Genomic DNA, 24,527 nt, shown 5'->3' on the forward strand with positions numbered 1-24,527 from the left:
ATGAACGACCTGTCCCGCCAGGCAACACGCCTCGAAGCCATCGAAGGCAGCTACGACAAGTGGCTGCTGGGCGCGATCATCGCGCTCACGGGCATTGGCGTGGTCATGGTGGCGTCCAGCTCGATCGCACTGATGAGCAGCCCGTTCTACTATCTCAACCGCCATCTGATCTTCCTGGCGGTGGGCATCGTGCTGGCGGTCGTCGCCGCCCGCACCGAGCTGAAGTCGATCGAGCAGTACAACCAGCTGCTGCTGCTGGGCTGCTTCGTGCTGCTGCTGGCGGTGTTCACGCCGGGCCTGGGCAGCACCGTCAACGGCGCGCGCCGCTGGATCAACCTGGGCATCTCCAAGTTCCAGACGGTCGAAGCGGTGAAGGTCCTCTACATCGTCTGGCTGTCCAGCTACCTGGTGCGTTTCCGCGACGAGGTCAATGCAACCTGGCCGGCGATGCTCAAGCCGCTGGGCGTGGCCGGTGCGCTGGTGGTGCTGCTGCTGCTGCAGCCGGACTTCGGTTCGTCCACCCTGCTGCTGGCGATCACCGCCGGCATGCTGGTGCTGGGTGGCGTCAACATGCCGCGCATGTCGATGCCGGTGATCATCGGCCTGGTCGGCATGAGCGCGCTGGCGATCATCGAGCCGTACCGCATGCGCCGCATCACCTCCTTCCTGGACCCGTGGGCCGACCAGCAGGGCGACGGCTACCAGCTGTCCAACGCGCTGATGGCCGTGGGCCGTGGCGAGTGGACCGGCGTGGGCCTGGGCAACTCGGTGCAGAAGCTGTACTACCTGCCCGAGGCGCATACCGACTTCATCTTCTCGGTCACCGCCGAGGAATTCGGCTTCCTGGGCACCTGCGTGATCGTGGCCCTGTACGCGCTGCTGGTCGGCCGCACCTTCTGGCTGGGCATGCGCTGCGTGGAAATGAAGCGCCACTTCTCCGGCTACATCGCCTTCGGCATCGGCCTGTGGATCAGCATGCAGACCTTCGTCTCGATCGGCGTGAACCTGGGCATCCTGCCGACCAAGGGCCTGACCCTGCCGCTGATCTCGTCGGGTGGCTCGTCGGTGCTGATGACCTGCGTGGCAATGGGCCTGCTGCTGCGCGTCTCCTATGAACTGAAGCGCGCCGAGCGCCGCCAGGCCGTGCGCATCGGTGGTGGCGAAGACGCCGTGGCCGCCCCCGTGCCGGAACCGGCCGCGCCGGCCGCCGCCAGTGCGCCGATGGGCGCCGAGCCGGTGGCTGCCGCTGCACCGGCCGCCGCACGTGGCACCAGCCGTCTGCAGTCGCGCATCGAACCGACGTTCGGGAGGCTGTCATGAGCACCGCCTCCACCCAGGCCACCCAGGCCCGCCCGGTGATGATCCTGGCCGGCGGTACCGGTGGCCACATCTTCCCCGGCCTGGCCGTGGCCCGCGTGCTGCGCCAGCGCGGCGTGCCGGTCACCTGGATGGGGGCCGACGGTGCGATGGAAACGCGCCTGGTGCCGCAGCACGACATTCCGATCGACACGCTGGCCATCACCGGCCTGCGCGGCAAGGGCAAGCTGGCCCTGCTGGGCGCGCCGTGGCGGCTGATGCGCGCCCTGCGCGCGGCCGGCATGATCATCCGCAAGCGCCAGCCGCGTGCCGTGGTCGCCTTCGGTGGCTTCGCCTCCGGCCCCGGTGGCATGGCCACGCGCCTGCATGGCCTGCCGCTGCTGGTACACGAACAGAACCGTGCGCCGGGCATGACCAACCGCATCCTGGCCCGCTACGCGCGCCGCCTGCTGACCGGTTTCCCGGGCACCTTCGCCAAGGGCGAGGAGTTCGTCGGCAACCCGGTGCGCGCGGAAATCGCCGCCATCGCGCCGCCGGAACAGCGCTTCGCCGATCGCCAGGGCCCGCTGCGGCTGCTGGTGGTGGGCGGCAGCCAGGGCGCGCGTGCACTCAACACCGGTGTGCCGCAGGCCATTGCTGCACTGGGCAGTGCCGTGCCGGTGCAGGTGCGCCACCAGAGCGGCGAGAAGCTGCATGCCGAAGCGGTCGAGGCGTATGCCAAGGCCGGCGTGCAGGCTGAAATCACCCCGTTCATCGCCGACATGGCCGAGGCCTTTGCGTGGGCTGACCTGGTGGTGTGCCGCGCAGGCGCGTCCACCTTGGCCGAGCTGTGCGCGGTGGGCGTGGGCAGCGTGCTGGTGCCGTTCCCCGCCGCCGTCGACGATCACCAGACCCGCAATGCGGAGTATTTGGTCGAGCGCGACGCGGCCGTGTTGCTGAAGCAGGATGGAACGCTGGCCGACGGCATTGCCGCACTGCTGCGCGAACTGTCCGAAAATCCCGCCCGCCGCATGCAGATGGCGCAAGCCGCGCGTGCGCTGGCCAAGGTCGATGCCGCCGAGCGCATCGCCGATATCATTCTTGAGGAAGCTGTATGAAGAAGGCCCGCCACTGCGCCTGCCACGCGCGAGGTCGCGCATGATCCGCCGCCTGCACGACACCAACGACCTGGTGCGCGCGTTCCCGCGCGTGCATTTCGTCGGCATCGGCGGTACCGGCATGAGCGGCATCGCCGAAGTGATGCTGACGCTGGGCTATGAAGTGTCCGGTTCGGACAACGCCGACAACGCGGCCACCCGCCGCCTGGCCGGCCTGGGGGCGCGCATCATGCGCGGCCACTCGGCGGCCAACGTGCTGGGCACCGACTGCGTGGTGGTGTCCAGCGCCATCCGCGAAGACAACCCGGAACTGATGGAAGCGCGCAGCCAGCGCATTCCGATCATGCCGCGTGCGGCCATGCTGGCCGAGCTGATGCGCTTCCGCCGTGGCATCGCCGTGGCCGGCACGCACGGCAAGACCACCACCACCAGCCTGACCGCTGCGGTGCTGAGCGAAGGTGGCCTGGACCCGACGTTCGTGATCGGTGGCCAGCTGCTGGCCGCCGGTGCCAACGCCAAGCTCGGTGGTGGCCAGTGGCTGGTGGCCGAGGCCGACGAAAGCGACGGCAGCTTCCTGCGCCTGAACCCGCTGATGTCGATCATCACGAACATCGATGCCGACCACCTGGAAAACTACGGCAACGATTTCGCCCGCGTGCAGGCGGCGTTCGCCGAGTTCCTGCAGCGCCTGCCGTTCTACGGCCTGGCCGTGCTGTGCATCGATGACCCGGAAGTGGCCGCACTGGCGGCCAAGACCCCGCGCCACGTGATGAGCTACGGCATGAGCCCGCAGGCCGACGTGCGCGCCGAGAACGTGGTGCAGGAAGGCTCGCGCATGCGCTTCACCCTGCGCCTGCCGCAGGGCACCAGCCAGGAAGTGGTGCTGGCCCTGCCGGGCAAGCACAACGTGCTGAACGCGCTGGCCGCCGCTGCGGTCGGCTGGCAGCTGGGCGTGGCCCCGGACGCGATCGCGCGTGCACTGGAAAGCTTCGCCGGCGTCGGCCGCCGCTTCAACGACCTGGGCGAAGTGACCACCGCCAGCGGCGCCAAGGTGCGCATCATCGACGACTACGGCCACCACCCCAGCGAGCTGGAAGCGGTGTTTGCCGCCGCGCGCGGTGGCTGGACCGACAAGCGCCTGGTGGTGGCGTTCCAGCCGCACCGCTACAGCCGTACCCGTGACCAGTTCGACAAGTTTGCCGCCGTGCTGTCCAGCGTCGATGCGCTGGTGCTGAGCGAGGTCTACCCGGCCGGCGAAGAGCCGATTGCCGGTGCCGATTCGCACGCCCTGGCCCGCGCCATCCGTGCGCGTGGCCGCAGCGAACCGGTGGTGGTGGGCAAGGCGGCCGAGCTGGCAACGGTGCTGCCGGACGTGCTGCAGGACGGTGACCTGCTGCTGATGATGGGGGCGGGCGACATCGGCGCCGTCGCCAGCCACATCGCCGTGGAAGGCTTCAAGGCGGAGGGCCAGGCGTGAGCGCACTGACCTTCCCGCCGCTGCGCGCCACCGACCCGGCCGTGTTCGGCCGCGTCGCGGTGCTGCTGGGCGGCAGTTCCAGCGAACGCGAGGTGTCGCTGGATTCGGGCCGCAACGTACTTGAAGCGCTGCAGTCGCGCGGCGTCGATGCGGTTGCCGTGGATGGCATCCCGGCGCTGGCCACGGCGCTGGCCGCCGGCGGCATCGACCGCGTGTTCAACATCCTGCACGGCCACAACGGTGGTGGTGAGGACGGCATCGTGCAGGGCCTGATGGACGCCTTCGGTGTGCCGTACACCGGTTCCGACGTGCTGGGTTCGGCGCTGAGCATGGACAAGATCCGCACCAAGCAGGTGTGGCTGTCGCTGGGCCTGCCGACCCCGCAGTACCGCAAGGTGACCGCGGAGAACGTGCATGCCAATGCGGCCGAACTCGGCCTGCCGGTGGTGGTCAAGCCGGCCAACGAAGGTTCCAGCGTGGGCATCAGCCGGGTGACCGACGAGGCCGGCCTGGACGAAGCGGTGGCCCTGGCTGTGCGCTACGACGGCCAGCTGCTGATGGAACAGATGGTGGTGGGCGACGAGCTGACCGTGGCCATCCTGGGCGATGTCGCGCTGCCGTCGATCCGCATCGTGCCCAAGGGCCAGTGGTACGACTACAACGCCAAGTACATCGCCGAGGACACCCAGTACCTGTGCCCGGGCCTGGATGGCGCCGATGAAGACGAGATCCGCCGCATCGCCCTGGCCGCGTTCCGCGCTGCCGGCTGCCGTGGCTGGGGCCGCGTGGATGTGATGCGCGACCGCGCCAGCGGCCGCTTCTTCCTGCTGGAAGTGAACACCGCGCCGGGCATGACCAGCCACTCGCTGGTGCCCAAGTCTGCTGCGCAGGCTGGCATCGGGTTCGAGGAACTGGTGTGGCGCGTGCTGGAACAGACCCTGGAGGCAACGCACGCATGAACGCGCTGCTGCGCATCTTCGTCTGGCTGTTGGCCCTGTCGGTGGTTGCACTGCCGGTGGTGGCCGTGGTCAATGGCTGGGTCGGCGCCGAGCGCTGGCCGCTGGCGAAGCTGCGCGTGCACGGTGAGTTCAAGCGGGTACCGCCGGAACAGCTGCAGCAGGTGCTGCTGCCGTACGCGCATGCCGGCTTCTTCGCGGTCAAGCTGCAGGACGCGCAGGACGCCCTGGAAAAACTGCCGTGGGTGGAAAGCGCGCGCGTGCGCAAGCAGTGGCCGGACGTGCTGGAAGTCACCCTGATCGAGCACAAGCCGTTCGCGCGCTGGGGCGAAGGTCGCCTGCTGTCCGAGCAGGGCAAGCTGTTCCCCACGCCGAAGAAGCTGGCCGACCTGCAGCTGCCCGAGCTGGATGGCCCGGACAGCCAGACCGAAGAAGTGGTGAAGCTGTACAACGATGCACGCGCGCTGTTCGCACCGGCCGGCGTGGACGTGCGCCGCCTGACCATGGACGCGCGCGGCAGCTGGTCGCTGCTGCTGAGCAATGGCACCGAAGTGGTGGTCGGCCGTGACGATGCCCGCTCGCGCCTGCAGCGCTTCGTGCGCGTGCTGCCGCAGCTGGCCAACCAGGCTGCGCCGATCGAGCGCGCCGACCTCCGATACACCAATGGTTTCACCCTGAGCTGGGGAACGCCGGCCACGCCGGCCGGCGCACCCGCGACCCCGGCCAGACGAACGCAGGAAAGGACATGAATCGCAAGGGTGACAAATCGCTGATCGTCGGCCTGGATATCGGCACCTCCAAGGTAGTGGCGCTGGTGGGCGAGTATTCGCCGGGCAATCCGATCGAAGTGATCGGCATCGGCTCGCACGAATCGCGCGGCCTCAAGCGCGGCGTCGTGGTGGACATCGAATCGACCGTGCAGTCGATCCAGCGCGCGGTGGAAGAAGCCGAGCTGATGGCCGGCTGCGAGATCCGCTCGGTGTATGCCTCCATTTCCGGCAACCACGTGCAGTGCAAGAACTCGCCCGGCATCGTGCCGATCCGCGACGGCGAAGTGACCTGGGGTGACCTGGATCGCGTGCTCGATGCGGCCAAGGCGGTGGCGATCCCGGCTGACCAGAAGATCCTGCATGCGATCCCGCGCGAATACGTGCTGGACGACTCGCAGGAAGGCATCCGCAACCCGGTCGGCATGACCGGCGTGCGCCTGGAAGTGCACGCCCACCTGGTGGTCTGCGCGCAGTCCGCTGCAGCCAACATCAGCAAGTGCGTGCAGCGCTGCGGCCTGCAGGTGGACGACCTGGTGCTGTCCTCGCTGGCCTCCAGCGTGGCGGTGCTGACCGCCGACGAAAAGGAACTGGGCGTGGTGCTGGTGGACATGGGCGCGGGCACCACCGACATCGCCGTGTTCGTGCAGGGCGCGATCTGCCACACCGCCTCGCTGCCGATCGCCGGCGACCACGTGACCAACGACATCGCGCACATGCTGCGCACGCCGACCCCGGAAGCCGAGCAGATCAAGGTGCGCTACGCCTGCGCCCTGGCCCAGCTGGCCACCGCCGAGGAAAGCATCCAGGTGCCGTCGGTGGGCGACCGCCCGCCGCGCCGCATGCCGCGCCATTCGCTGGCGCAGGCAGTGCAGGGCCGCTACGAGGAAATCTTCGAGATGGTGCAGGCCGAACTGCGCCGCTCCGGCTTCGAGGAACTGGTGCGCGCCGGCCTGGTGCTGACCGGTGGCGCCTCGAAGATGGAGGGCGTGGTCGAACTGGCGGAAGAAATGCTGCAGATGCCGGTGCGCGTGGGCATTCCGCAGCACGTCACCGGCCTGGGCGAAGTGGTGGGCAACCCGGTGCATGCCACCGGCGTGGGCCTGCTGCTGATGGGCAGCCAGAACGAGCATCCGCGCCGGCCGTCGCTGCCGACCGGACGCGCGGGCAGCATGTTCAAGAAACTCAAGACCTGGTTCCGCGGCGAATTCTGACGCGGAACCTGCACCACCCGGGTCCGCCCGGTTGCATTACCGGCAACACGACGCAACAACGCAACACACAACCCACACAGCCGCACCGGCAACATGACGCGCAAAGGCAGGAGGCCTGAACGCCCATGCCACCGACAAGCGGATACAACGAGGACACGGACATGGCGCATTTTGAACTGATCGAAAAGATGGCACCCAATGCGGTGATCAAGGTGGTTGGCGTGGGCGGCGGCGGCGGCAATGCCGTGGCGCACATGGTCAACTCGGCAGTGGATGGCGTGGAATTCATCACCGCCAACACCGACTCGCAGGCCATCAAGAATTGCGGTGCCAAGCTGCAGCTGCAGCTGGGTACCAACGTGACCAAGGGCCTGGGCGCAGGCGCGAACCCGGAAGTCGGCCGCCAGGCCGCGCTGGAAGACCGTGAGCGCATCATGGACGCGCTGCAGGGTGCGGACATGGTGTTCATCACCGCCGGCATGGGCGGCGGCACCGGCACCGGTGCTGCACCGGTGGTGGCACAGCTGGCCAAGGAAATGGGCATCCTGACCGTGGCCGTGGTCACCAAGCCGTTCCCGTTCGAAGGCCGTCGCCGCATGCAGGTGGCGCTGAAGGGCATCGAGGAACTGAGCCAGCACTGCGACTCGCTGATCACCATCCCGAACGAAAAGCTGATCACCGTGCTGGGCCGCAACGCCACCATGATCCAGGCCTTCCGTGCCGCCAACGACGTGCTGCAGGGCGCCGTGCAGGGCATCGCCGACCTGATCGTGCGTCCGGGCCTGATCAACGTCGACTTCGCCGACGTGCGCACCGTCATGTCCGAAATGGGCCTGGCGATGATGGGTACCGGCACCGCCCGCGGCGATGACCGCGCCCAGGCCGCCGCCGAAGCCGCCATCCAGAACCCGCTGCTGGACGACGTCAACCTGGCTGGTGCCAACGGCATCCTGGTCAACATCACCGCCGGCGCCGACTTCACCATGGCCGAGTTCGACGAGATCGGCCGCACCATCGATGGCTTCGCTTCCGAAGACGCCACCGTGGTGGTGGGTACCGTGCTCGACCCGGACATGCAGGACGAAGTGCGCGTGACCGTGGTGGCCACCGGCCTGAACCGTGTCTCGGCCAGCAAGAGCCAGCGCCCGGGCGAGCGTGCACCGATCAAGCTGGTGCGCAACGCGACCACCGGCCAGCCGGAGTTCGGCGATTTCGACAACGGTGGCGACGCCGTGTCCAAGGCCGTCGGCGGCATGGGCCTGGGCCTGCGTCGTGCCAGCAGCGACAGCGTGGCCGCTTCGACCCCGTCGGCGCCGGCTTCCTCGGCCCCGGCTTCGGCTGAACTGCCCAACGATTACCTGGACATCCCGGCGTTCCTGCGCCGCCAGGCGGACTAAGCGGAGCTGCCCGGGGCTTGTCCCCCCCGGGTTGCGCCACCATGTCCTGATAATGCGGGCGCCGGGCCAGGATGGGCCCGGCCGCCTTGCTTGACGCGTGTCCCACCGGCAGCCTGCAGAGGCGTTTCAGCCGGGGTATGGGACCGTGCGTGTTAATCTAGCGTGTCACTTCCGGTCTACCCCCATGATCCAGCAACGCACCCTCAAGAACACGATCCGCGCCACCGGCGTTGGCCTGCACAGCGGTGACAAGGTCTACATGACCCTGCGCCCGGCACCGGTCAACCATGGCATCGTGTTCCGGCGCGTGGACCTGGACCCGGTGGTGGAAGTGCCGGCCAAGGCCGAACTGGTCACCGAAGTGACCCTGTGCACCGGCCTGACCTGCAACGACGCCAAGATCCAGACCGTCGAACACCTGATGTCGGCATTGGCCGGCCTGGGTGTGGACAACATCATCGTCGAACTGTCCTCGGCCGAGCTGCCGATCATGGACGGTTCGTCCGGCCCGTTCGTGTTCCTGCTGCAGTCGGCAGGCATCGTGGAACAGGACGCGCCCAAGCGTTTCATCCGCGTGCTGAAGACCGTGGAAGTGACCGAGGGCGACAAGGTGGCCCGCTTCACCCCGTATGAGGGGTACAAGCTGGGCTTCACCATCCAGTTCGACCACCCGATGATCCCGGCCAAGCAGTCGCGCCAGGAAATCGAGTTCTCGACCATGGCCTACACCAAGGAAATCTCCCGCGCGCGCACCTTCGGCTTCATGCGCGACCTGGAGTACATGCGCGAGCGCAACCTCGGCCTGGGCGGTTCGATGGACAACGCCATCGTGCTCGACGAGTTCCGCGTGCTCAACGAAGACGGCCTGCGCTACGCCGACGAATTCGTGCGCCACAAGATCCTCGATGCGATCGGCGACCTGTACCTGGCCGGTGGCCAGGTGCTGGGTGCCTACGAGGGCTTCAAGTCCGGCCACGCGCTCAACAACAAGCTGGTGCGGGCGCTGATGGCCGACGCCACCGCCTGGGAGTGGGTGACCTATGAGTCGCCGACCGCCGAAGATCCGGTGGTGTACGCCGTCCCGGCCTACGCCTGATCGTCCCAGGTTGTTGAAATAAAACAGGAAAACGCCGCCTTCCAGGGCGGCGTTGTCGTTTCCGGGCGGTGCTGGCTGAATGGCGCAGCGGGTAAAGCGACTGTCGGCTCCGGATCACGGTTTTGTGAACCAGACCGTCCGGAAGCCTGAATATAACGATTATTTAACAACAATCTAACGACTCGACCACCCGGGGCGGCTAGGATGCGACCCGGCCCCCGAAAATGTTTCACGCTGCGGTGACACGCGCGACGGGGATCGGAGCAGGATGCTCCGTTGTCCTCAGGACCCTTGCTTCGGTTTGACCGGGGCATCCTGCAGGGCCGCCAAGGCGTCGCGTAGCCCTTTGTGCGTGGCGGCTGAAACTGCGTGGGGGCCATTCCGGTTGTCGTGCGCTGGGGAGCGCGTGGGAGTGGGAGACGCAGTCTTGATGGTCACCTTGGTGGCCTTCAGCCCGATGGACCGGGCCGCGTCGAGCAACTGGGCTTCGGCAAGCCGCAACTTGGCATGCCAGACCGGTGATTCGACGAGAAAAATGAGGTGTTCCCCGTCCACATTGGCCAGCCGGCAACGGTTGCGCAACGCGGGCGGTAACTGGGGGCGCAACTGACGGTCCAGCGCATCGAGCCATAGGGCACGACGCAGAGGGTTCCCGCTTTTGTCCGCCATCACTGCATCCAGTGCCGGTTTCGGCCTGGTCGCGGGACGAACGCTGGATTTCGGCTCAGACATGAAAACTCACTGATGGCATTCAAAAAGATCGTAATCAAAACGCGTGAAGGGCAGGCCAAATCGCCGATCGCGCGTTTGCGGTTCTATTTCGAGGACCGCCCCCGCGCCCTGCTGGGCAGCGTGCTCGGGGTAGGCTGCATTATCGGCCTTGCCGGTGGCTTTGGCGCCAGCGCGCTGAACGACTCGCGCCTGCAGGCCAAGGTCGACCGCCAGGAAGCTGAACTGGCCAAGGTCCAGCGCGATGCGCAGACCCAGGTCAACGCACTGGCCGCCCGGCTGGGCGAGCTGCAGGCACAGGCCACCCGCCTGAACGCCCTCGGCGAGCGCCTGACCCAGATGGGCAAGCTGGAAGACGGCGAGTTCGACTTCAACGAAACCCCCGGCCTGGGTGACGGCGATGCCGGCGGCCCGACCGCGGACATCCCGGTCAAGGACGTCAACGCCGACTTACAGGTGCTGGAGCAGCGCTTCGCTGCTTCAGGCCGCCAGTTGTCGGTGATGGAATCGCTGATGTTCGACCACCAGCTGCAGCAGAACGCCGTGCCCTCGCGCATGCCGATCCGCAACAGCTACGTCACCTCCGGCTTCGGCACCCGTGCCGACCCGTTCGGCCGCGGTGCCGCCACCCACAAGGGCATGGACTTCCACGCCCGCGTCGGCGACCCGGTGATGTCCGTGGCCGATGGCGTGGTCAGCTTCTCCGGCGTGAAGGGCGGCTACGGCAACGTGGTCGACGTCGACCATGGCAACGGCTATGTCACCCGCTACGCGCACAATTCGCGCCTGGTGGTGAAGGTCGGTGACCTGGTCCGTGCCGGCCAGGAAGTGGCCAAGGCTGGTTCCACCGGCCGCTCCACCGGTGCCCACGTGCACTTCGAGGTGTGGGAGAACGGCAACGTGGTCAACCCGCGCAAGTTCCTCGGCGACGGCGGCAATACCCCGGTCGGCCGCATCAGCCGCGGTTGAACCCGGTTGGGGGTCAGAGCCCTTTCGCCGCGGCGAAAGGGATTCGACCCCGATCCTGCGCGGGGTCGGATCCCTTCCGCAACGCGGAAGGGCTCTGACCCCATCGCCAAAGGGTTGAAACCCCTCGTGTCCGTCCCAAGCTACAATGGGTGTTGCCATCGACAGGGCGCCAGGCGCCCTGTTTCGTTTGCGGCGATCGGATCCCCGGGGGGGAGGCCGGGCCGCTGTGTCCATCCAACCCGGTTCCTTCAATGATCAACAGCCTGCTTACCCGCGTATTTGGCAGTCGTAACGAACGACAGCTGCGCCAGCTCAACCGCATCGTCGCCAAGATCAATGCGCTGGAGCCGGAGATCGAGAAGCTTTCCGACGAGCAGCTGCAGGCCAAGACGCCGGAGTTCAAGCAGCGCATCGCCGGGGGTGAAGCCCTGGACAAGGTGCTGCCCGAAGCGTTCGCGGTCTGCCGCGAAGCCGGCCGCCGCGTGCTGGGCATGCGCCACTACGACGTGCAGCTGATCGGCGGCATGGTGCTTCACCTGGGCAAGATCGCAGAAATGCGCACCGGTGAAGGCAAGACCCTGGTGGCGACCCTGCCGGTGTACCTGAACGCGCTGGAAGGCAAGGGCGTGCACGTGGTCACCGTCAACGACTACCTGGCCCGCCGCGATGCCGCGCAGATGGGCAAGCTGTACAACTGGCTGGGCCTGAGCGTGGGCGTGGTCTACCCGGGCATGCCGCACAGCGACAAGCGCGAGGCCTATGGCTCGGACATCACCTACGGCACCAACAACGAATTCGGCTTCGACTACCTGCGCGACAACATGGCGCTGTCCAAGGCCGACCGCTACCAGCGCGGCCTGCACTACGCCATCGTCGACGAAGTCGACTCCATCCTGATCGACGAAGCACGTACCCCGCTGATCATCTCCGGCCCGGCCGATGATTCCCCGGAGCTGTACATCCGCGTCAACCGCGTCGTGCCGAACCTGGTCAAGCAGGAAGTGGAAGACGGCGAGGGCGACTTCTGGGTCGACGAGAAGGGCAAGCAGGTGCACCTGTCCGAAGCGGGCATGGAGCACGCCGAGCAGCTGCTGGTGGAAGCCGGCATCCTCGACGGCGAGACCGAAGGCCTGTACGCGCCGCAGAACCTGACCGTGGTCCACCACCTCAACGCCGCCCTGCGCGCGCACGCCATCTACCAGCGTGACGTGGACTACATCGTGCGCGACGGCGAAGTGGTCATCGTCGACGAATTCACCGGCCGTACCCTGGCCGGCCGCCGCTGGTCCGACGGCCTGCACCAGGCGGTGGAAGCGAAGGAAGGCGTGCCGGTCCAGCGCGAGAACCAGACGCTGGCGAGCATCACCTTCCAGAACCTGTTCCGCATGTACAAGAAGCTGTCCGGCATGACCGGTACGGCCGATACCGAAGCGTTCGAATTCCAGAGCATCTACGGCCTGGAAGTGGTGGTCATCCCGACCAACCGCCCGACCATCCGCAAGGACAGCCCGGACCAGGTGTTCCTCAACCGCAAGGGCAAGTTCAATGCGGTGCTGGCCGACATCGAAGAGTGCGCCAAGCGCGGCCAGCCGGTGCTGGTGGGTACCACCTCGATCGAAACCTCGGAAATGCTGTCCGAGCACCTGAGCAAGGCCGGCGTGAAGCACGAAGTGCTCAACGCCAAGCAGCATGACCGCGAAGCGACCATCGTTGCCAACGCCGGTCGCCCGGCTGCCGTGACCATCGCCACCAACATGGCCGGCCGTGGTACCGACATCGTGCTGGGCGGTTCGCTGGAAGCGGAAATCCACGAGCTGGGCGAGGGCGCGACCGACGAGCAGAAGGCGGCGGTCAAGGCCGAATGGCAGAAGCGCCATGACGCGGTGAAGGCCGCCGGCGGCCTGCACATCGTGGGCACCGAACGCCACGAATCGCGCCGTATCGACAACCAGCTGCGTGGCCGTTCCGGCCGCCAGGGTGACCCGGGTTCGTCCCGCTTCTACCTGTCGCTGGAAGACAACCTGATGCGCATCTTCGCCTCCGACTGGGTGCAGAAGGCCATGCGCATGATGGGCATGAAGGAAGACGACGTCATCGAGGACCGCCTGGTCAGCCGCCAGATCGAAAAGGCGCAGCGCAAGGTCGAGGCCCACAACTTCGACATCCGCAAGAACCTGCTGGACTTCGACGACGTCAACAACGACCAGCGCAAGGTGATCTACGCCCAGCGCGACGAACTGTTGGACGCCGAATCGGTGAAGGACAACGTCGACGGCATCCGCGACGACGTGATCTTCGACGTGGTCGCCCGCTTCGTGCCGCCGAACTCGGTGGACGAGCAGTGGGACCTGCGTGGCCTGGAAGCGACCCTGGAGTCGGACTTCGGCCTGCAGATGTCGCTGGTGGACATGGTCAAGTCGCACGAGGAACTGGACGCCGAAGGCATCGCTGCGAAGGTGCTGGAGCGCGTCAACCAGCACTTCGCCGAGAAGGAAGCCGGCGTGGGCGAGGAAACCATGCGCGCGCTGGAAAAGCACGTCATGCTGACCGTGCTCGACCAGAGCTGGAAGGAACACCTGGCCCGCATGGACTACCTGCGCCAGGGCATCTACCTGCGTGGTTACGCGCAGAAGCAGCCCAAGCAGGAGTACAAGAAGGAAGCCTTCGAGCTGTTCTCGGACATGCTCGAGAACGTCAAGCGCGAAGTGGTGACCCTGCTGGCACGCGTGCGCATCCGCAGCGACGAGGAAGTGCAGGCGCTGGAAGCCGCCGAGCGGCAGCAGGTGGAAGCCCGCCTGAGCCAGTCGCAGTTCCAGCACCAGGACGCCGGCAGCTACAGCGCCGACGAAGAAGCGGCGCAGGTGGAAGCCGCCCAGCAGGGCGGGAGCCCGCTGCAGCGTGACGAGCCGAAGATCGGCCGCAACGATCCGTGCCCCTGCGGCAGTGGCAAGAAGTACAAGCACTGCCACGGCCAGCTGAGCTGACCCCAGGAAGCCCCGCGAAAGCGGGGCTTCTTCGTTGTGGCCGGGGCGATGGCGGCGCCGGGCCGGCGGCCGGCATTGCGCGGCGCCCTGCCGATTCGGCATCCTGTCCCCATGCCTTCCCCGAAACGATCGATCCATGTCGTGGCCGGCGTCATCACCGACGTCCGTGGCCGCGTGCTGCTCAACCGCCGTACCGAGAACCGCGACATGGCCGGCCTGTGGGAATTCCCCGGCGGCAAGCGCGAGGCCGGCGAGAGTTCCGAACAGGCGCTGGTGCGTGAGCTGCGCGAAGAGCTCGGCATCGAGGCCGAGATCGGCGAGTGGATCATGGACGTGCCGCAGCACTACCCGGACAAGCACCTGACCCTGGAGGTGCGGCACATCCGCAGCTGGAAGGGCACCCCGCGCGGGCGCGAGGGCCAGGCCATCACCTGGGTGGCGCCGGACAAGCTGGGCCGCTATTCGATGCCGCCGGCCGACCTGCCGGTGGTGGCCGCGCTGCGCCAACCCGACCGCTACCTGATCACCCCGGCGCCGGAAGAAGGCGAGGCCGGCGTGCAGCGCTGGCAGGACCAGCTGCAGCAGGCGGTGGCCACGGGCCAGCAGCGCATCCAGCTGCGCCTGCCGGCCGCGCACCCGCAACGGCAGGTGCTGATCGAGCAGGCCCTGCAGGCGCACCGGCAGGGCGTGCAATGGCTGCTCAACCGCGATATCGAACTGGCCCGCGCGCTGGGCATCGGCGTACACCTGGGCAGCGAACAGCTGCTGGCCCTGCAGGAACGACCGCTGCCGGAGGGCCAGCTGGTGGCGGCCTCCTGCCATGACCTGGCGCAGCTGCAGGCAGCGCAGCGGCTGGGCTGTGATTTCGCGGTGCTCGGCCCGGTGCAGGCCACGGCCAGCCACCCCGGAGCCACCCCGCTGGGCTGGGAGGCGTTCGCCGCGTTGCGGGCGCAGGTGTCGCTGCCGATCTACGCACTGGGCGGGCTGGATGCAGGCCAGGTCAGCCAGGCCCGTCGCCACGGTGGCCAGGGCATCGCCGCGATCCGCGGCCTGTGGCCAGCCTGACCCGACGGGGTCGGATCCCTTTCCACGGGAAAGGGCCCTGACCCCAGGATTGCGGGAAGGGGTCAGAGCCGCGCTGCGCGCAGATCCGACCCCGGCCCTACAACGTGATCCAGAAACACCCGTACTGCCGCCGCAGCCCCAGCACCGTCGCCGCGCGCGCCGCACTGCCCGGCAGGGTCTGTTCCAGGCGCAGGCCGACCGGATGCCGCGCCATCGCCGGCTCCGGGTCGGATCCCTGCGCAGCAGGGCTCTGGCCCTCATCCGGTTGCGCCTCATCATCCTGCCGTGGGTACACCGGCACCACGTCCACCAGCGGACGCCGCACCACCGATTCCAGCTGGCCGAGGATGCGCTGCGCGCCGGCGTCGGACACCGCGCTCCACAGGTACAGCGTGGACAACCGGTTGACGTCCTGGGTGTTCACCGCGTCATGCAGGGCCTGCACCAGCTCGCTGAGGCGGCGCGGGCAGCTGGCCCCCAGGCTGTCGCGCTGCAGGGTGCTGCCGGCCGGTGGCGGCGGCGGACGCCGCGACTGTGCGCCTACGCTGTCACACGGGCGGTCGGTGTAGACGCTCTGGCCCTGCGCATCGGTGCAGCGGTTCAGGCGCGTGGATTGGGCGTGGGCATCGATGCTGGCCGCGGACAGCAGCACCAGCAGCAGGGACAGGACAGCTTTCATTGCCACAGGGTAGCGTTGAAAGCGACAGCGCAGTGCGCCTTCAGCCGTTCAGCAGCTTCAGCACCGACACCGTCGGCTTGGCCAGGTTCAGCGTGTAGAAGTGCAGCCCTGGCGCGCCGCCTTCCACCAGGCGCTGGCACAGCCTGGCCACCACTTCGGCGCCAAAGGCACGCACCGATTCGCTGTCGTCGCCATAGGCCAGCATCCTGCGGCTGATCCAGCGCGGGATCTCGGCACCGCACTGTTCGGAAAAGCGACGCAGCTGGCTGAAGTTGGCGATCGGCATGATGCCCGGGGTAATCGGCACCTGCACGCCCAGCCGCTGCACTTCATCGACGAAGTGGAAGTAGGCGTCGGCGTTGTAGAAGTACTGGGTGATGGCCGCATCGGCGCCGGCATCGATCTTGGCCTTGAAGTGCTTCAGGTCGGTCAGTGCATCCGGTGCCTGCGGATGGGTTTCCGGGTAGGCGCCGACCTCGATGCGGAATGCATCGCCATGCTCGGCGCGGATGAAGGCGATCAGTTCGGCCGCGTAGCGCATGTCGCCTGGAAAGCCCATGCCCGAGGGCAGGTCACCGCGCAGCGCGACCAGCCGCCGGCAGCCGATGGCGCGGTACAGCTTGAGCAGCTCGCGGATTTCCTGCCGGGTGCCGCCGACGCAGGACAGGTGCGGCGCCGCATCGAAGCCATGGTGCTGGTTGAGGTGGCGCACCGTCTCGGAGGTGTAGCTGAGGGTGGAGCCGCCGGCACCGAAGGTGCAGGACACGTACTCCGGGGCATACGCCTTCAGGCGGGCGGCGGTACGGTCCAGCTGGCCACGCTGCTCATCGGTCTTGGGTGGGTAGAACTCGAAGCTGATGGCGGTCATGGCACGGGCGGTGGCAGCGGGTGCGCTTGAGTATATCTCTCCATCAAGATGGATGTGAAGCATGAGGGCGTGAAGAGGCGGCAGGGCGTGGCGACCGTTCACCCGGCGTGGCGGCCGTTGCTCCGGAACTGCACCCCGGCGGCGCCCATCGCGGCCACGCTGGCCGCACACCCCACGCACCCGCCCCTGGAAGGAACACACGATGACGATGATCCTGGCGATGTACTACGCAATGAAGGCCCTGGCCCGGCTGGCCATGCTGGGCATGGCGATGGCCGTGCTCGGCTCGGGCGCGGCCCATGCTGCCGAGGCAGCCCCGATCGGCACCGGCACGCTGCAGGTCGAGGTGGTCGGCCACGGCCGCCCGTTGTTGATGATCCCTGGTTTGAACAGCAGCGCCGAGGTCTGGCGCGAGACCTGCCTGGCATTGAAGGACGTGCAGTGCCACCTGGTGCAGCTGCCGGGCTTTGCCGGCGCCCGCGCCGCCGCGCCGCGTCCGGCGGATTTCCTGTCGGCCATGCGCGACCAGCTGCTGGCCTATGTGCATGACCAGGCGCTGGACCATCCGGCGGTGATCGGCCACAGCCTGGGCGGCGTGCTGACCCTGCAGATGGCGGTGAAGGAACCGGACGCACTGGGGCCGCTGGTCATCGTCGACGCGCTGCCGTTCTACGCGGGCATGCAGAACCCGCAGGCGACCGCACAGAGCGTGCAGCCGATGGCCGAACAGATGCGCACGGCCATGCTGGCTGCGGACCCGGCCAGCTACCAGGCGCAGGCCGAAGCGGCGCTGGCCCCGCTGACCAACAGTGCCGCGCGCCTGCCCGAACTGAAGCACTGGGGCCGCGACAGCGATCGCGCCACCACCGCCGATGCGATGTACTCGCTGCTGGTGACCGACCTGCGCAGCGACGTGGCCGGTATCCAGTCACCCACGCTGGTGCTGGGCGCATGGGCGTCCTACCAGGCAATGGGTGCGACCGAAGCGTCGGCGCGTGCGATCTTCCAGTCGCAGTACGCCACGCTGCCGGGTGTACGCATCGAACTGAGCGCGACCGGCCACCACTTCCTGATGTGGGATGATCCGCAATGGCTGCGTGGGCAGGTGCAGGCGTTCCTCGACAGCCACCGCTGATCCTTCCGTCCCCGCCGGCCATTGCCATGCCCGAGTCGACCTCCACGCTGCGCTTCTGGTTGATCAACACCCTCGGCTGGGCGCTGTTCTGCGTGGTCAGCCTGGCCATGACCGGCGCGTTTGGTGGCGGCAGCAGCAGTGGGAGCACGCTCATCAGCGTCGGCCTGGGCGTGCTGCTGTATGCCATCAGCGGCAGCGTGCGCGCGCTGGCCCTGCGGCGCCACTGGTGGCGGCTGGACCTGGGCGCGCTGGTGCTGCGGCTGGCGCTGGCGGTGTTGCTGGGTGCAGCACTGGCGCAACTGCTGCTGACGGCGGTGCTGCAGCCGGCGCTGGCACTGGGCTGGGTGGATTTTGGTGGCCGATCGGGTGATTTCCGCCCGGTCGCACGCCTGCTCTACTGGCTCAACACCGTGCTGATGCTGGGGCTGTGGACCGCGTTGTGGGCCGGCCTGCACGGCGTGCGCAGTGCGCGCCAAGCCGAACTGGCGCGCCTGCGTGCCGAAGCCGAACGCAGCGCGCTGGAACGCGATGCGCTGCGCGCGCGCTTGAACCCGCACTTCATGTTCAACGCGTTGAACAACCTGCGCGCGCTGATCCTCGAAGATCCCGAGCGCGCACGGCAGATGGTCACCGATCTTTCGCGCACGCTGCGCCATGCACTGGAGCACGCGCGCAGCGAGGAGGCAGTGCTGGCCGACGAACTGGCCGTGGTGCAGGATTATCTGGCTGTTGAAGCCGTGCACTACGAACAGCGCCTGCAGGTGCACTTCGAGGTGAGTGGCGAAGCCGCACAGGCGCGCCTGCCGGTGATGGCGCTGCAGCTGCTGGTGGAAAATGCGATCAAGCACGGCATCGCCGTGTGTCCTGGCGGTGGCGAGGTGCGTATCAGCGCGCAGTGCCGCGACGGCCTGCTGCGGCTGCAGGTCGACAATCCGCTGGGTGTGGCCGCCGCAGGCAATGCCGCCGCAACCGCCGGGCATGGCGTCGGCCTGGCCTACCTGCGTTCGCAGCTGGGCCGCGGTGGCCGCTTCCACCTGCAACCGGCGGACGGCCGCATGCAGGCCATCCTGGAGATCCCGCAATGCGCACGAACCTGAGTGTCCTGATCGTCGACGACGCGCGGCTGGCGCGGCAGGAGCTGCGCACGCTGCTGGCGGCGCTGCCGTGGGTGCAGTGCGTGGGCGAGGCCGATGACGTGCCGGCCGCGCGCGAGGCGATCGCCCGGTTGAAACCCGACCTCGTGCTGCTGGACGTACAGATGCCCTCCGGTACCGGCTTCGATGTGCTCGATGGCCTGGAACAGGCGCCGGCCGTGGTGTTCGTCACCGCCTACGATGCCTATGCGGTGCGTGCCTTCCAGACCAATGCACTGGACTATCTGGTCAAGCCGGTGGAAGCCCCGCGCCTGCATGAAGCGCTGGAACGCGCGCGCCAGCAAGATGTGTCTGCCGCGCCGGCGGTGGTTGCAGGTGGCAGCCTGAACGCACAGGACCAGGTGTTCGTGCGCGATGGCGAGCGGTGCTGGTTCGTGGCCGTAGGCGAGATCCGCCGGCTGGTGGTGGATGGCAACTACACCCGCCTGTGGTTCCGCGACCAGAATGCGCTTCTGACCCGCAGCCTGAGCGCGCTGGAAGCACGCCTGCCGGTGGAGCTGTTCTTCCGTGCCAACCGCAACACGCTGGTGAACCTGCGGCGGATCCGCGCGGTCAGTCCCAGCGTGGGCGATGGCTACGACCTGGCGCTGGATGATGGCAGCGAGGTGGAAGTCTCGCGGCGGCAGGCGCGTGAGCTGCGCGAGCGGATGGCGCTGTAGCTGCTGCTACAGCTCGGCGGGCTGCCCCCTCAAACGGGCCATTACCCCATCGCCGCCATGCTGGATGACCAGCTCGAGCCCGTAGTGGCTGCAGAGTCGCCGCATGATGTCCAGGCCCAGACCGTTGCCCTCACTGCCATCTCGCTTGTCGAAGGGCCGCGGTTCGGGCCAGTTGCCCAGAAAGGGCGATGTACCCGCCGTGTTGTGCACCAGCAAGTGACCGTCCTGCCATGCAATCAGGACCTCACCCTGCGCGGTATGCGCGAACGCGTTGCCGACCAGATTGGCCAGGACGACGCGCAGGGCCGCCTCGGGCGCACGCAGCGTGGCCCCGTTGGGCACGTCCAGCCGTACCTCGACAGGCCGCTCGGCCAGCAACGGAGACTGCTCGATGATCACCCGTTCCAGCAGCGGTACCAGCTTGACCGGCGGAGCACCGTGGCTGGCGGTTTCTTCCCGTGCCAGCGCCAGCAGCGCCGCGATGGCCTGCTGCAGCTGCAGTGCCGAAAGGCGGATATGCTGCACATGCTGGCGGCCACGCTCGGACAGTGCTGGCTCGCTGGATAGTTGGCCTGCCGCACTGGAGATGACGCTCAGGGGGGTACGCAGCTCGTGGCTGGCATCGCGCGTGAACGCCTGCTCGCGGGCAAGGAAGGCAGCGACGCGTGCAGACAAACCATCGAGCGCACGCGCGAGTACGCCAATCTCGTCATCGTCGAAACGCGCTGCCAGGCGCATGCCGTGGCCGGGTTCCGGCTGCAGTGCTTCAACCTCTTCGACCAGCACGTAGAGCGAGCGCGTGCTGCGATGGGCGAGCCACATGCCAAGAGCAATCGCCGCGATCAAGACCAGCAGTGCCGTGCCGGCCAGCAGCATTACAACCCGGTCACGGATCGGTCGGACCACCAGTTGTGCGCTGACTTCCGACACAAGCCACGCAGGCGGGGTGCCGGCCGGAGGATCGATCCGCTTGAGATGGTAGTGTCGCCCATCGACGCCTGCGAACTCCGAGCGCCAGGGTTCCTTTGCGAACTCGCTGCGCAGATCGTCGGGGAAGGTCGAGGGTGAGTAATGCAGCTGGATGGCCGCGTCGGCAGGCGTCCCCCAGTCCCCTTCGTGCGCGTGGCGGGCAAGCTGGGCCCGCGCTTCACGGTCCAGCTGGGCGTTGAAGATGCTGTCTTCCACCACGTACATGAATACCAGCGAATAGGTGCCGAACACCATGGCGGTGAACAGCGCGAAGGCGGTGAATGTGATCACCAGTCGACGGCGCAGGCGCTGGGTTGGCCGCGGCCTCATGGCGAGGCTTCCAGACGGAAGCCGACACCGTGGACGGTGCGCAGCATCTCGCCTTCGAACGGCTTGTCCAGTGCCTGCCGCAACAGATACAGGTGCGATCGCAGCGGATCGGAAGGCGGCGCCTCATCACCCCACAGGCGTTGAACGAGCTCGCTGCGCGTGACCGTTCGCGGCCAGGCCTCGGCCAGTACGAGCAGGATGCTCTGCGGAACCTGTGCCAGTTCCAGCAGCATTCCGGCACGCCAGGCCTGGCCGCTGCGGCGGTCGATGCTCAACGGTCCAACCTGCAGGAGGTTCGGTTGACCCACGCGATGGCGGCGGGCGAGGGCGAGACAGCGGGCGAGCAGTTCGGCGTCGTCGAAGGGCTTGACCAGATAGTCATCTGCGCCCGCAGCGAAGCCCTGCAGCTTGTCGCCGATCGCATCTCGTGCGGTCAGCATCAGCACCGGGACGTGCCGATCGCTGCGTTCGCGCAACCGATGGCAGACGGTCGTGCCATCGATGCCGGGCAACCCGATATCGAGCAGCAGTACATCCGGCGGCGATGCCAGTGCCAACTGCAGCCCGAGGTGTCCGTCAGCGGCGAAATCGACCAGATGGCCATGCGCCTGCAGCATGTCGATGATGGCCGAGGCCAACGGCAGGTTGTCTTCAATCAACAGCAGGCGCAGGCGCTCGGCGTCCATGGTCAGGGCTGCATGCGGGCCAGGAGAGCGCTAGCTTCGTCCAGTCCGGGCTGCTTTTCCAGCACAGCCCGAACCTGCGAACGGGCCAGTTCGGTCCGGCCCAGGCGCCAGTGGGCTTCTGCCATCGCGACCTGCAGCCTCGGTTCGTCCATATGCGGGCTGGCCAACTGCATGATGGACAGCGCGTCGGTGATGGCGCTGGAATCCTTGGCGCCCTTCAGCTGGTAGAAGCCCAGCATGCCGATCAACTCAACGTGATGGTCGGAGGGGCGCTGCGCCAGTTCTCGTGCCGCCCGTCCATCGCGCTGCTGCAGGTGCTGCTCCACCAGCGCCATGCTGCGCTCGTCGCGCCATGCCTGGCGCGCCAGTGGCACGCGTCCGCTGGCGCGCACGAAGGCATCGGCCAGCGCGGCGGTCGAGAACGGGTTCTGGCCAGTCAGCAGGCGTCCATCGACCACCACTTTCGGCATCATCAACGGTGCCTCCTGCCAGCGTGCCCCCAGCTCGCGCATGCGCGGTTCAAGCTGGAACGCGAATTCCTTCGCCCAGCGTTTGCCAAACAGCGCTTCTTCCTCTTCTGTGAAGCCGGTCATGGCGCGGCCATCCACCATTGCCCGGCCATCGGCAAGGCGAACACCTGCCAGCGCCGCCGGGCCATGGCACACCGCCGCGACCAACCCGCCCTGCTGCCAGATTCCGGCAATCGTGGCGTGCAGGGCCGTATCGACGGGAAGATCGAACATGGCACCCTTGCCGCCGATCACCAGGACGCCCTGGTAGTCGCTGGCACGCAGTTGTGCGGTGGGCACGGTTGCGGCCAACTTGCCCATGGCCTGCGGATCGGCAAGGACGGCGGCATTGAAAGCCTCGGAGGGGTTGTACTTGTCAGCCTCGACGGCGCCACCTCGCGGACTTGCCACGTCGATGTCAAAGCCGTTCTGCTTGAGGATGAGCCAGGCCTGCGCGAATTCGTCCATCTCGAAACCCGGACGGGTCTTGCCCTGGTCCCGGCCTTCGCTGCTGACCACGAGCAGCACCCGCGGTGATGCGGCAGATATGGAAGGGATGGACAAGGCAGCGGGGAGAAGGAGGGCCAACAGGCCGGACAGCAGGGGGCGGTGGAAGCGGTTCATGCAGGACTCTCCGGGAGATGTACGCGCACTGTGGCCGTCAAATGTGAAGCAGACTTCAAGCGCATCGACCGTTACCCTGATGACCTGTTCCCGCCCGTGCACGCCATGTCCATCGTCCTCACTGAATTCGCCCGTCCCCGTCTGTTCCCGCGCGTGCCGCGCGCCAACACCATCCAGGACATCAGCGCCGAACAGTTCCAGGCGCACCTCAACGCGCATGCGCCGCTGAAGGTGCTCGACGGCTATGCGCCGTTCTGCAAACTGTTCGTGTACGAGAACTGGACCAGCACGCGCTGCCTGACCGTGCCGGTCACCGAGGCCAACCGCCACCTGCTGCGCAGCGGCTACGAAGCGCGCAACCGCGAGGAACTGCCAGTGCTGGTGCGCTGGTTCGAGGGCGTGGAATCGCCGCGCGCGAATTACCTGGTGGTGATTCTGTACAGCGCCGAACAGCTGGCGAAGGAAGGCTCGCCGATCGACGCGGACTGGGGCATCGTCGGCTGCATCTACACCGCCGAGCCGGAAGAAGTGCCGATGGCGCCGATCACCATGATGCGCAACGCGCTGGGTGTGGAGGAGGGCGGTTCCGGCGTGCCACTGGACCGCGAGGCCTACCAGCGCGCCGTGCAGTTCTGGGAAAGCAACGCCAACTGGCGGCCGTGATCCATCGGGTGGGGTCAGAGCCCTTTCCGGTGGAAAGGGATCTGACCCCTTCGTCAGGCGGCTTTCCACTCCCACCATGGGTAATGGTATTCGCGGTCGGTCGCTTCCCAGGACTGGCCACACTGCGTGCAGGTGACGTGGTGGCATTCGCCCCAGCCGTCTTCGGCGTCGCCTACCGAGAGCAACCGCATCTGCCCCTGTTCGATCAGCCTGCGCGGGTCGAAGAACAGATACGTCGGCGTAAGTGCGCACAGGCAGCCAGCCTGCGCCTGCCAGTAGCGCAGGCGTTGCAGCGCCGCCTGCAGATGCACCTGGTTGGCCAGCAGTGCGCCGCCGAGTGTGACCCCGGCGCAGGCACGTTCGATACGGTCGGCATGCGGGGCCAGTGCGTCCAGCAGCGCGTGATCGAAGGTCACCGCGACCCGGCTTGCCGAGGCATGGATGCGCGTGGCATCGCCACTGAGCAGGTCCTGCAGCAGGACATCTGCGGCGGACATCAGCGGGCCTTCCCGATGGGCGCGTAGTGCCCTGCGGTCAGCCGCAACAGGTCGGCCGGGGCCAGTTCCACTTCCAGGCCGCGGCGGCCGGCGCTGACGTGCATCGCCGGCAGTGACTGTGCGCTGGCATCGAGGAAGCTGCGCAGGCGCTTCTTCTGCCCGAGCGGGCTGATGCCGCCGACCAGGTAGCCGGTGGCCCGCTGGGCAGCATCGGCCGCGGCCATCTCGCACTTCTTGCAGCCGGCGGCTTCGGCCAGTGCCTTCAGGTCCAGCTGCCCGGCCACCGGCACGATCGCCACCAGCAGTTCGTGGGTTTCGGTGCTGGCCAGCAGCGTCTTGAACACCTGGGCAGGGTCCAGGCCGAGTTTCTCCACGGCTTCGCCGCCGTAGGATTCGGCATGCGCGTCGTGCACGTAGCTGCGCACGGTGTGGGCGATTTTTTCGCGCTTGAGCAGGTTGATGGCGGGGGTCATGGGGCATCGTAGCGCGCGCTAGGCGCGTTGCCTTGACCGAGGCTCCTGCCGGGATGCATGGCCGAACACCAATGTAGCGCCACGACCACCTGCGTGCTTCGGCAGGGGGGTCGGAGCCCTTTCCCATGGAAAGGGATCCGACCCCGGGCCGGAACGCAGAACGGGCGCCCGAAGGCGCCCGTTCCGTGTGCATCCGTTGCTGGGGTCAGAGCC

General features: G+C 67.5%; 23 protein-coding genes. 15 read left to right on the plus strand and 8 right to left on the minus strand.

Annotated features, from left to right (window positions below):
* The 8 genes from ftsW to lpxC all read left to right on the plus strand — a co-directional run bounded on the left by ftsW (position 1) and on the right by lpxC (position 9,321).
* Positions 1-1,320 carry a putative lipid II flippase FtsW gene (gene ftsW, locus C1926_RS07640; RefSeq protein WP_079220629.1) on the plus strand — a complete coding sequence of 440 codons (1,320 nt, stop codon included), beginning with the start codon at positions 1-3 and terminating at the stop codon, positions 1,318-1,320.
* Positions 1,317-2,414 carry an undecaprenyldiphospho-muramoylpentapeptide beta-N-acetylglucosaminyltransferase gene (gene murG, locus C1926_RS07645; protein WP_079220630.1) on the plus strand — a complete coding sequence of 366 codons (1,098 nt, stop codon included), beginning with the start codon at positions 1,317-1,319 and terminating at the stop codon, positions 2,412-2,414. The genes ftsW and murG overlap by 4 nt, the downstream gene beginning before the upstream one ends.
* 40 nt (positions 2,415-2,454) lie before the next feature.
* On the plus strand, positions 2,455-3,891 hold the full coding sequence (murC, locus tag C1926_RS07650; protein ID WP_079220631.1) for a UDP-N-acetylmuramate--L-alanine ligase: 1,437 nt from the start codon (positions 2,455-2,457) through the stop codon (positions 3,889-3,891).
* Positions 3,888-4,850, plus strand: coding sequence for a D-alanine--D-alanine ligase (locus tag C1926_RS07655; protein ID WP_108758792.1), 963 nt, complete (start codon positions 3,888-3,890; stop codon positions 4,848-4,850). Before murC ends, C1926_RS07655 begins: the two co-directional genes overlap by 4 nt.
* Positions 4,847-5,596 (plus strand): cell division protein FtsQ/DivIB, encoded by a 750-nt coding sequence (locus C1926_RS07660; RefSeq protein ID WP_079220633.1) that lies wholly within the window; start codon positions 4,847-4,849, stop codon positions 5,594-5,596. The genes C1926_RS07655 and C1926_RS07660 overlap by 4 nt, the downstream gene beginning before the upstream one ends.
* Positions 5,593-6,828: a cell division protein FtsA gene (gene ftsA / locus C1926_RS07665; RefSeq protein ID WP_079220634.1), complete on the plus strand. Its 1,236-nt coding sequence runs from the start codon at positions 5,593-5,595 to the stop codon at positions 6,826-6,828. Before C1926_RS07660 ends, ftsA begins: the two co-directional genes overlap by 4 nt.
* Before the next feature lie 161 nt (positions 6,829-6,989).
* Positions 6,990-8,225 (plus strand): cell division protein FtsZ, encoded by a 1,236-nt coding sequence (gene ftsZ / locus C1926_RS07670; protein WP_079220635.1) that lies wholly within the window; start codon positions 6,990-6,992, stop codon positions 8,223-8,225.
* A gap of 184 nt (positions 8,226-8,409) precedes the next feature.
* Entirely contained in the window at positions 8,410-9,321 is a 912-nt protein-coding gene (gene lpxC, locus C1926_RS07675; RefSeq protein ID WP_079220636.1) for a UDP-3-O-acyl-N-acetylglucosamine deacetylase, read from the plus strand.
* 282 nt (positions 9,322-9,603) lie between these two features.
* On the opposite strand, the gene C1926_RS07680 is transcribed toward lpxC, so the two are convergent.
* Positions 9,604-10,053, minus strand: coding sequence for a DUF721 domain-containing protein (locus C1926_RS07680; protein WP_079220637.1), 450 nt, complete (start codon positions 10,051-10,053; stop codon positions 9,604-9,606).
* Between the two features lie 12 nt (positions 10,054-10,065).
* Between C1926_RS07680 and C1926_RS07685 the strand changes: the two genes are divergently transcribed.
* From C1926_RS07685 to C1926_RS07695, 3 genes are all read left to right on the plus strand, one after another.
* Entirely contained in the window at positions 10,066-11,019 is a 954-nt protein-coding gene (locus C1926_RS07685) for a M23 family metallopeptidase (protein WP_079220638.1), read from the plus strand.
* A gap of 251 nt (positions 11,020-11,270) precedes the next feature.
* On the plus strand, positions 11,271-14,003 hold the full coding sequence (gene secA, locus C1926_RS07690; RefSeq protein WP_108758793.1) for a preprotein translocase subunit SecA: 2,733 nt from the start codon (positions 11,271-11,273) through the stop codon (positions 14,001-14,003).
* Positions 14,004-14,114: 111 nt separating this feature from the next.
* A complete protein-coding gene (locus C1926_RS07695; protein ID WP_108758794.1) occupies positions 14,115-15,068 on the plus strand; it encodes a Nudix family hydrolase in 954 nt (317 codons plus the stop codon).
* 97 nt (positions 15,069-15,165) lie between these two features.
* On the opposite strand, the gene C1926_RS07700 is transcribed toward C1926_RS07695, so the two are convergent.
* Together C1926_RS07700 and metF are read right to left on the minus strand one after the other, a co-directional pair.
* Positions 15,166-15,747: a DUF4124 domain-containing protein gene (locus C1926_RS07700; RefSeq protein WP_108758795.1), complete on the minus strand. Its 582-nt coding sequence runs from the start codon at positions 15,745-15,747 to the stop codon at positions 15,166-15,168.
* A 40-nt stretch (positions 15,748-15,787) separates the two neighbouring features.
* A complete protein-coding gene (gene metF, locus C1926_RS07705) occupies positions 15,788-16,615 on the minus strand; it encodes a methylenetetrahydrofolate reductase [NAD(P)H] (RefSeq protein WP_079220642.1) in 828 nt (275 codons plus the stop codon).
* Positions 16,616-16,817: 202 nt separating this feature from the next.
* Between metF and C1926_RS07710 the strand changes: the two genes are divergently transcribed.
* From C1926_RS07710 to C1926_RS07720, 3 genes are read left to right on the plus strand one after another with little or no spacing between them, the layout of a single operon-like run.
* A complete protein-coding gene (locus C1926_RS07710; protein WP_108758796.1) occupies positions 16,818-17,750 on the plus strand; it encodes an alpha/beta hydrolase in 933 nt (310 codons plus the stop codon).
* A gap of 26 nt (positions 17,751-17,776) precedes the next feature.
* The gene (locus tag C1926_RS07715; RefSeq protein WP_108758797.1) at positions 17,777-18,847 is read left to right on the plus strand and encodes a histidine kinase; all 1,071 of its coding nucleotides are present in this window, start codon (positions 17,777-17,779) and stop codon (positions 18,845-18,847) included.
* Entirely contained in the window at positions 18,832-19,563 is a 732-nt protein-coding gene (locus tag C1926_RS07720) for a LytTR family DNA-binding domain-containing protein (protein ID WP_108758798.1), read from the plus strand. Before C1926_RS07715 ends, C1926_RS07720 begins: the two co-directional genes overlap by 16 nt.
* Positions 19,564-19,569: 6 nt before the next feature.
* Here C1926_RS07720 and C1926_RS07725 read toward each other — a convergent pair whose 3' ends face one another.
* The 3 genes from C1926_RS07725 to C1926_RS07735 all read right to left on the minus strand — a co-directional run bounded on the left by C1926_RS07725 (position 19,570) and on the right by C1926_RS07735 (position 22,888).
* Complete coding sequence (locus C1926_RS07725) at positions 19,570-20,787, minus strand: HAMP domain-containing sensor histidine kinase (protein ID WP_159095050.1); 1,218 nt, start codon at positions 20,785-20,787, stop codon at positions 19,570-19,572.
* A gap of 71 nt (positions 20,788-20,858) precedes the next feature.
* The gene (locus C1926_RS07730) at positions 20,859-21,533 is read right to left on the minus strand and encodes a response regulator transcription factor (RefSeq protein WP_216822058.1); all 675 of its coding nucleotides are present in this window, start codon (positions 21,531-21,533) and stop codon (positions 20,859-20,861) included.
* 17 nt (positions 21,534-21,550) lie between these two features.
* Positions 21,551-22,888, minus strand: a complete 1,338-nt coding sequence (locus C1926_RS07735) for a type 1 glutamine amidotransferase domain-containing protein (protein WP_254057381.1) — start codon at positions 22,886-22,888, stop codon at positions 21,551-21,553.
* On the opposite strand from C1926_RS07735, the gene C1926_RS07740 reads away from it, so the two are divergent.
* Positions 22,787-23,344: a DUF3228 family protein gene (locus C1926_RS07740; RefSeq protein ID WP_108760645.1), complete on the plus strand. Its 558-nt coding sequence runs from the start codon at positions 22,787-22,789 to the stop codon at positions 23,342-23,344. The genes C1926_RS07735 and C1926_RS07740 overlap by 102 nt on opposite strands.
* 53 nt (positions 23,345-23,397) lie before the next feature.
* On the opposite strand, the gene C1926_RS07745 is transcribed toward C1926_RS07740, so the two are convergent.
* Both C1926_RS07745 and ybaK read right to left on the minus strand, forming a co-directional pair.
* Positions 23,398-23,841 (minus strand): hypothetical protein, encoded by a 444-nt coding sequence (locus C1926_RS07745; protein WP_108758802.1) that lies wholly within the window; start codon positions 23,839-23,841, stop codon positions 23,398-23,400.
* Entirely contained in the window at positions 23,841-24,314 is a 474-nt protein-coding gene (gene ybaK / locus C1926_RS07750) for a Cys-tRNA(Pro) deacylase (protein ID WP_079220649.1), read from the minus strand. Before ybaK ends, C1926_RS07745 begins: the two co-directional genes overlap by 1 nt.
* Between the last annotated feature and the right edge of the window lie 213 nt (positions 24,315-24,527).

This window comes from Stenotrophomonas sp. ZAC14A_NAIMI4_1, from assembly GCF_003086915.1.
GTDB lineage: Bacteria > Pseudomonadota > Gammaproteobacteria > Xanthomonadales > Xanthomonadaceae > Stenotrophomonas.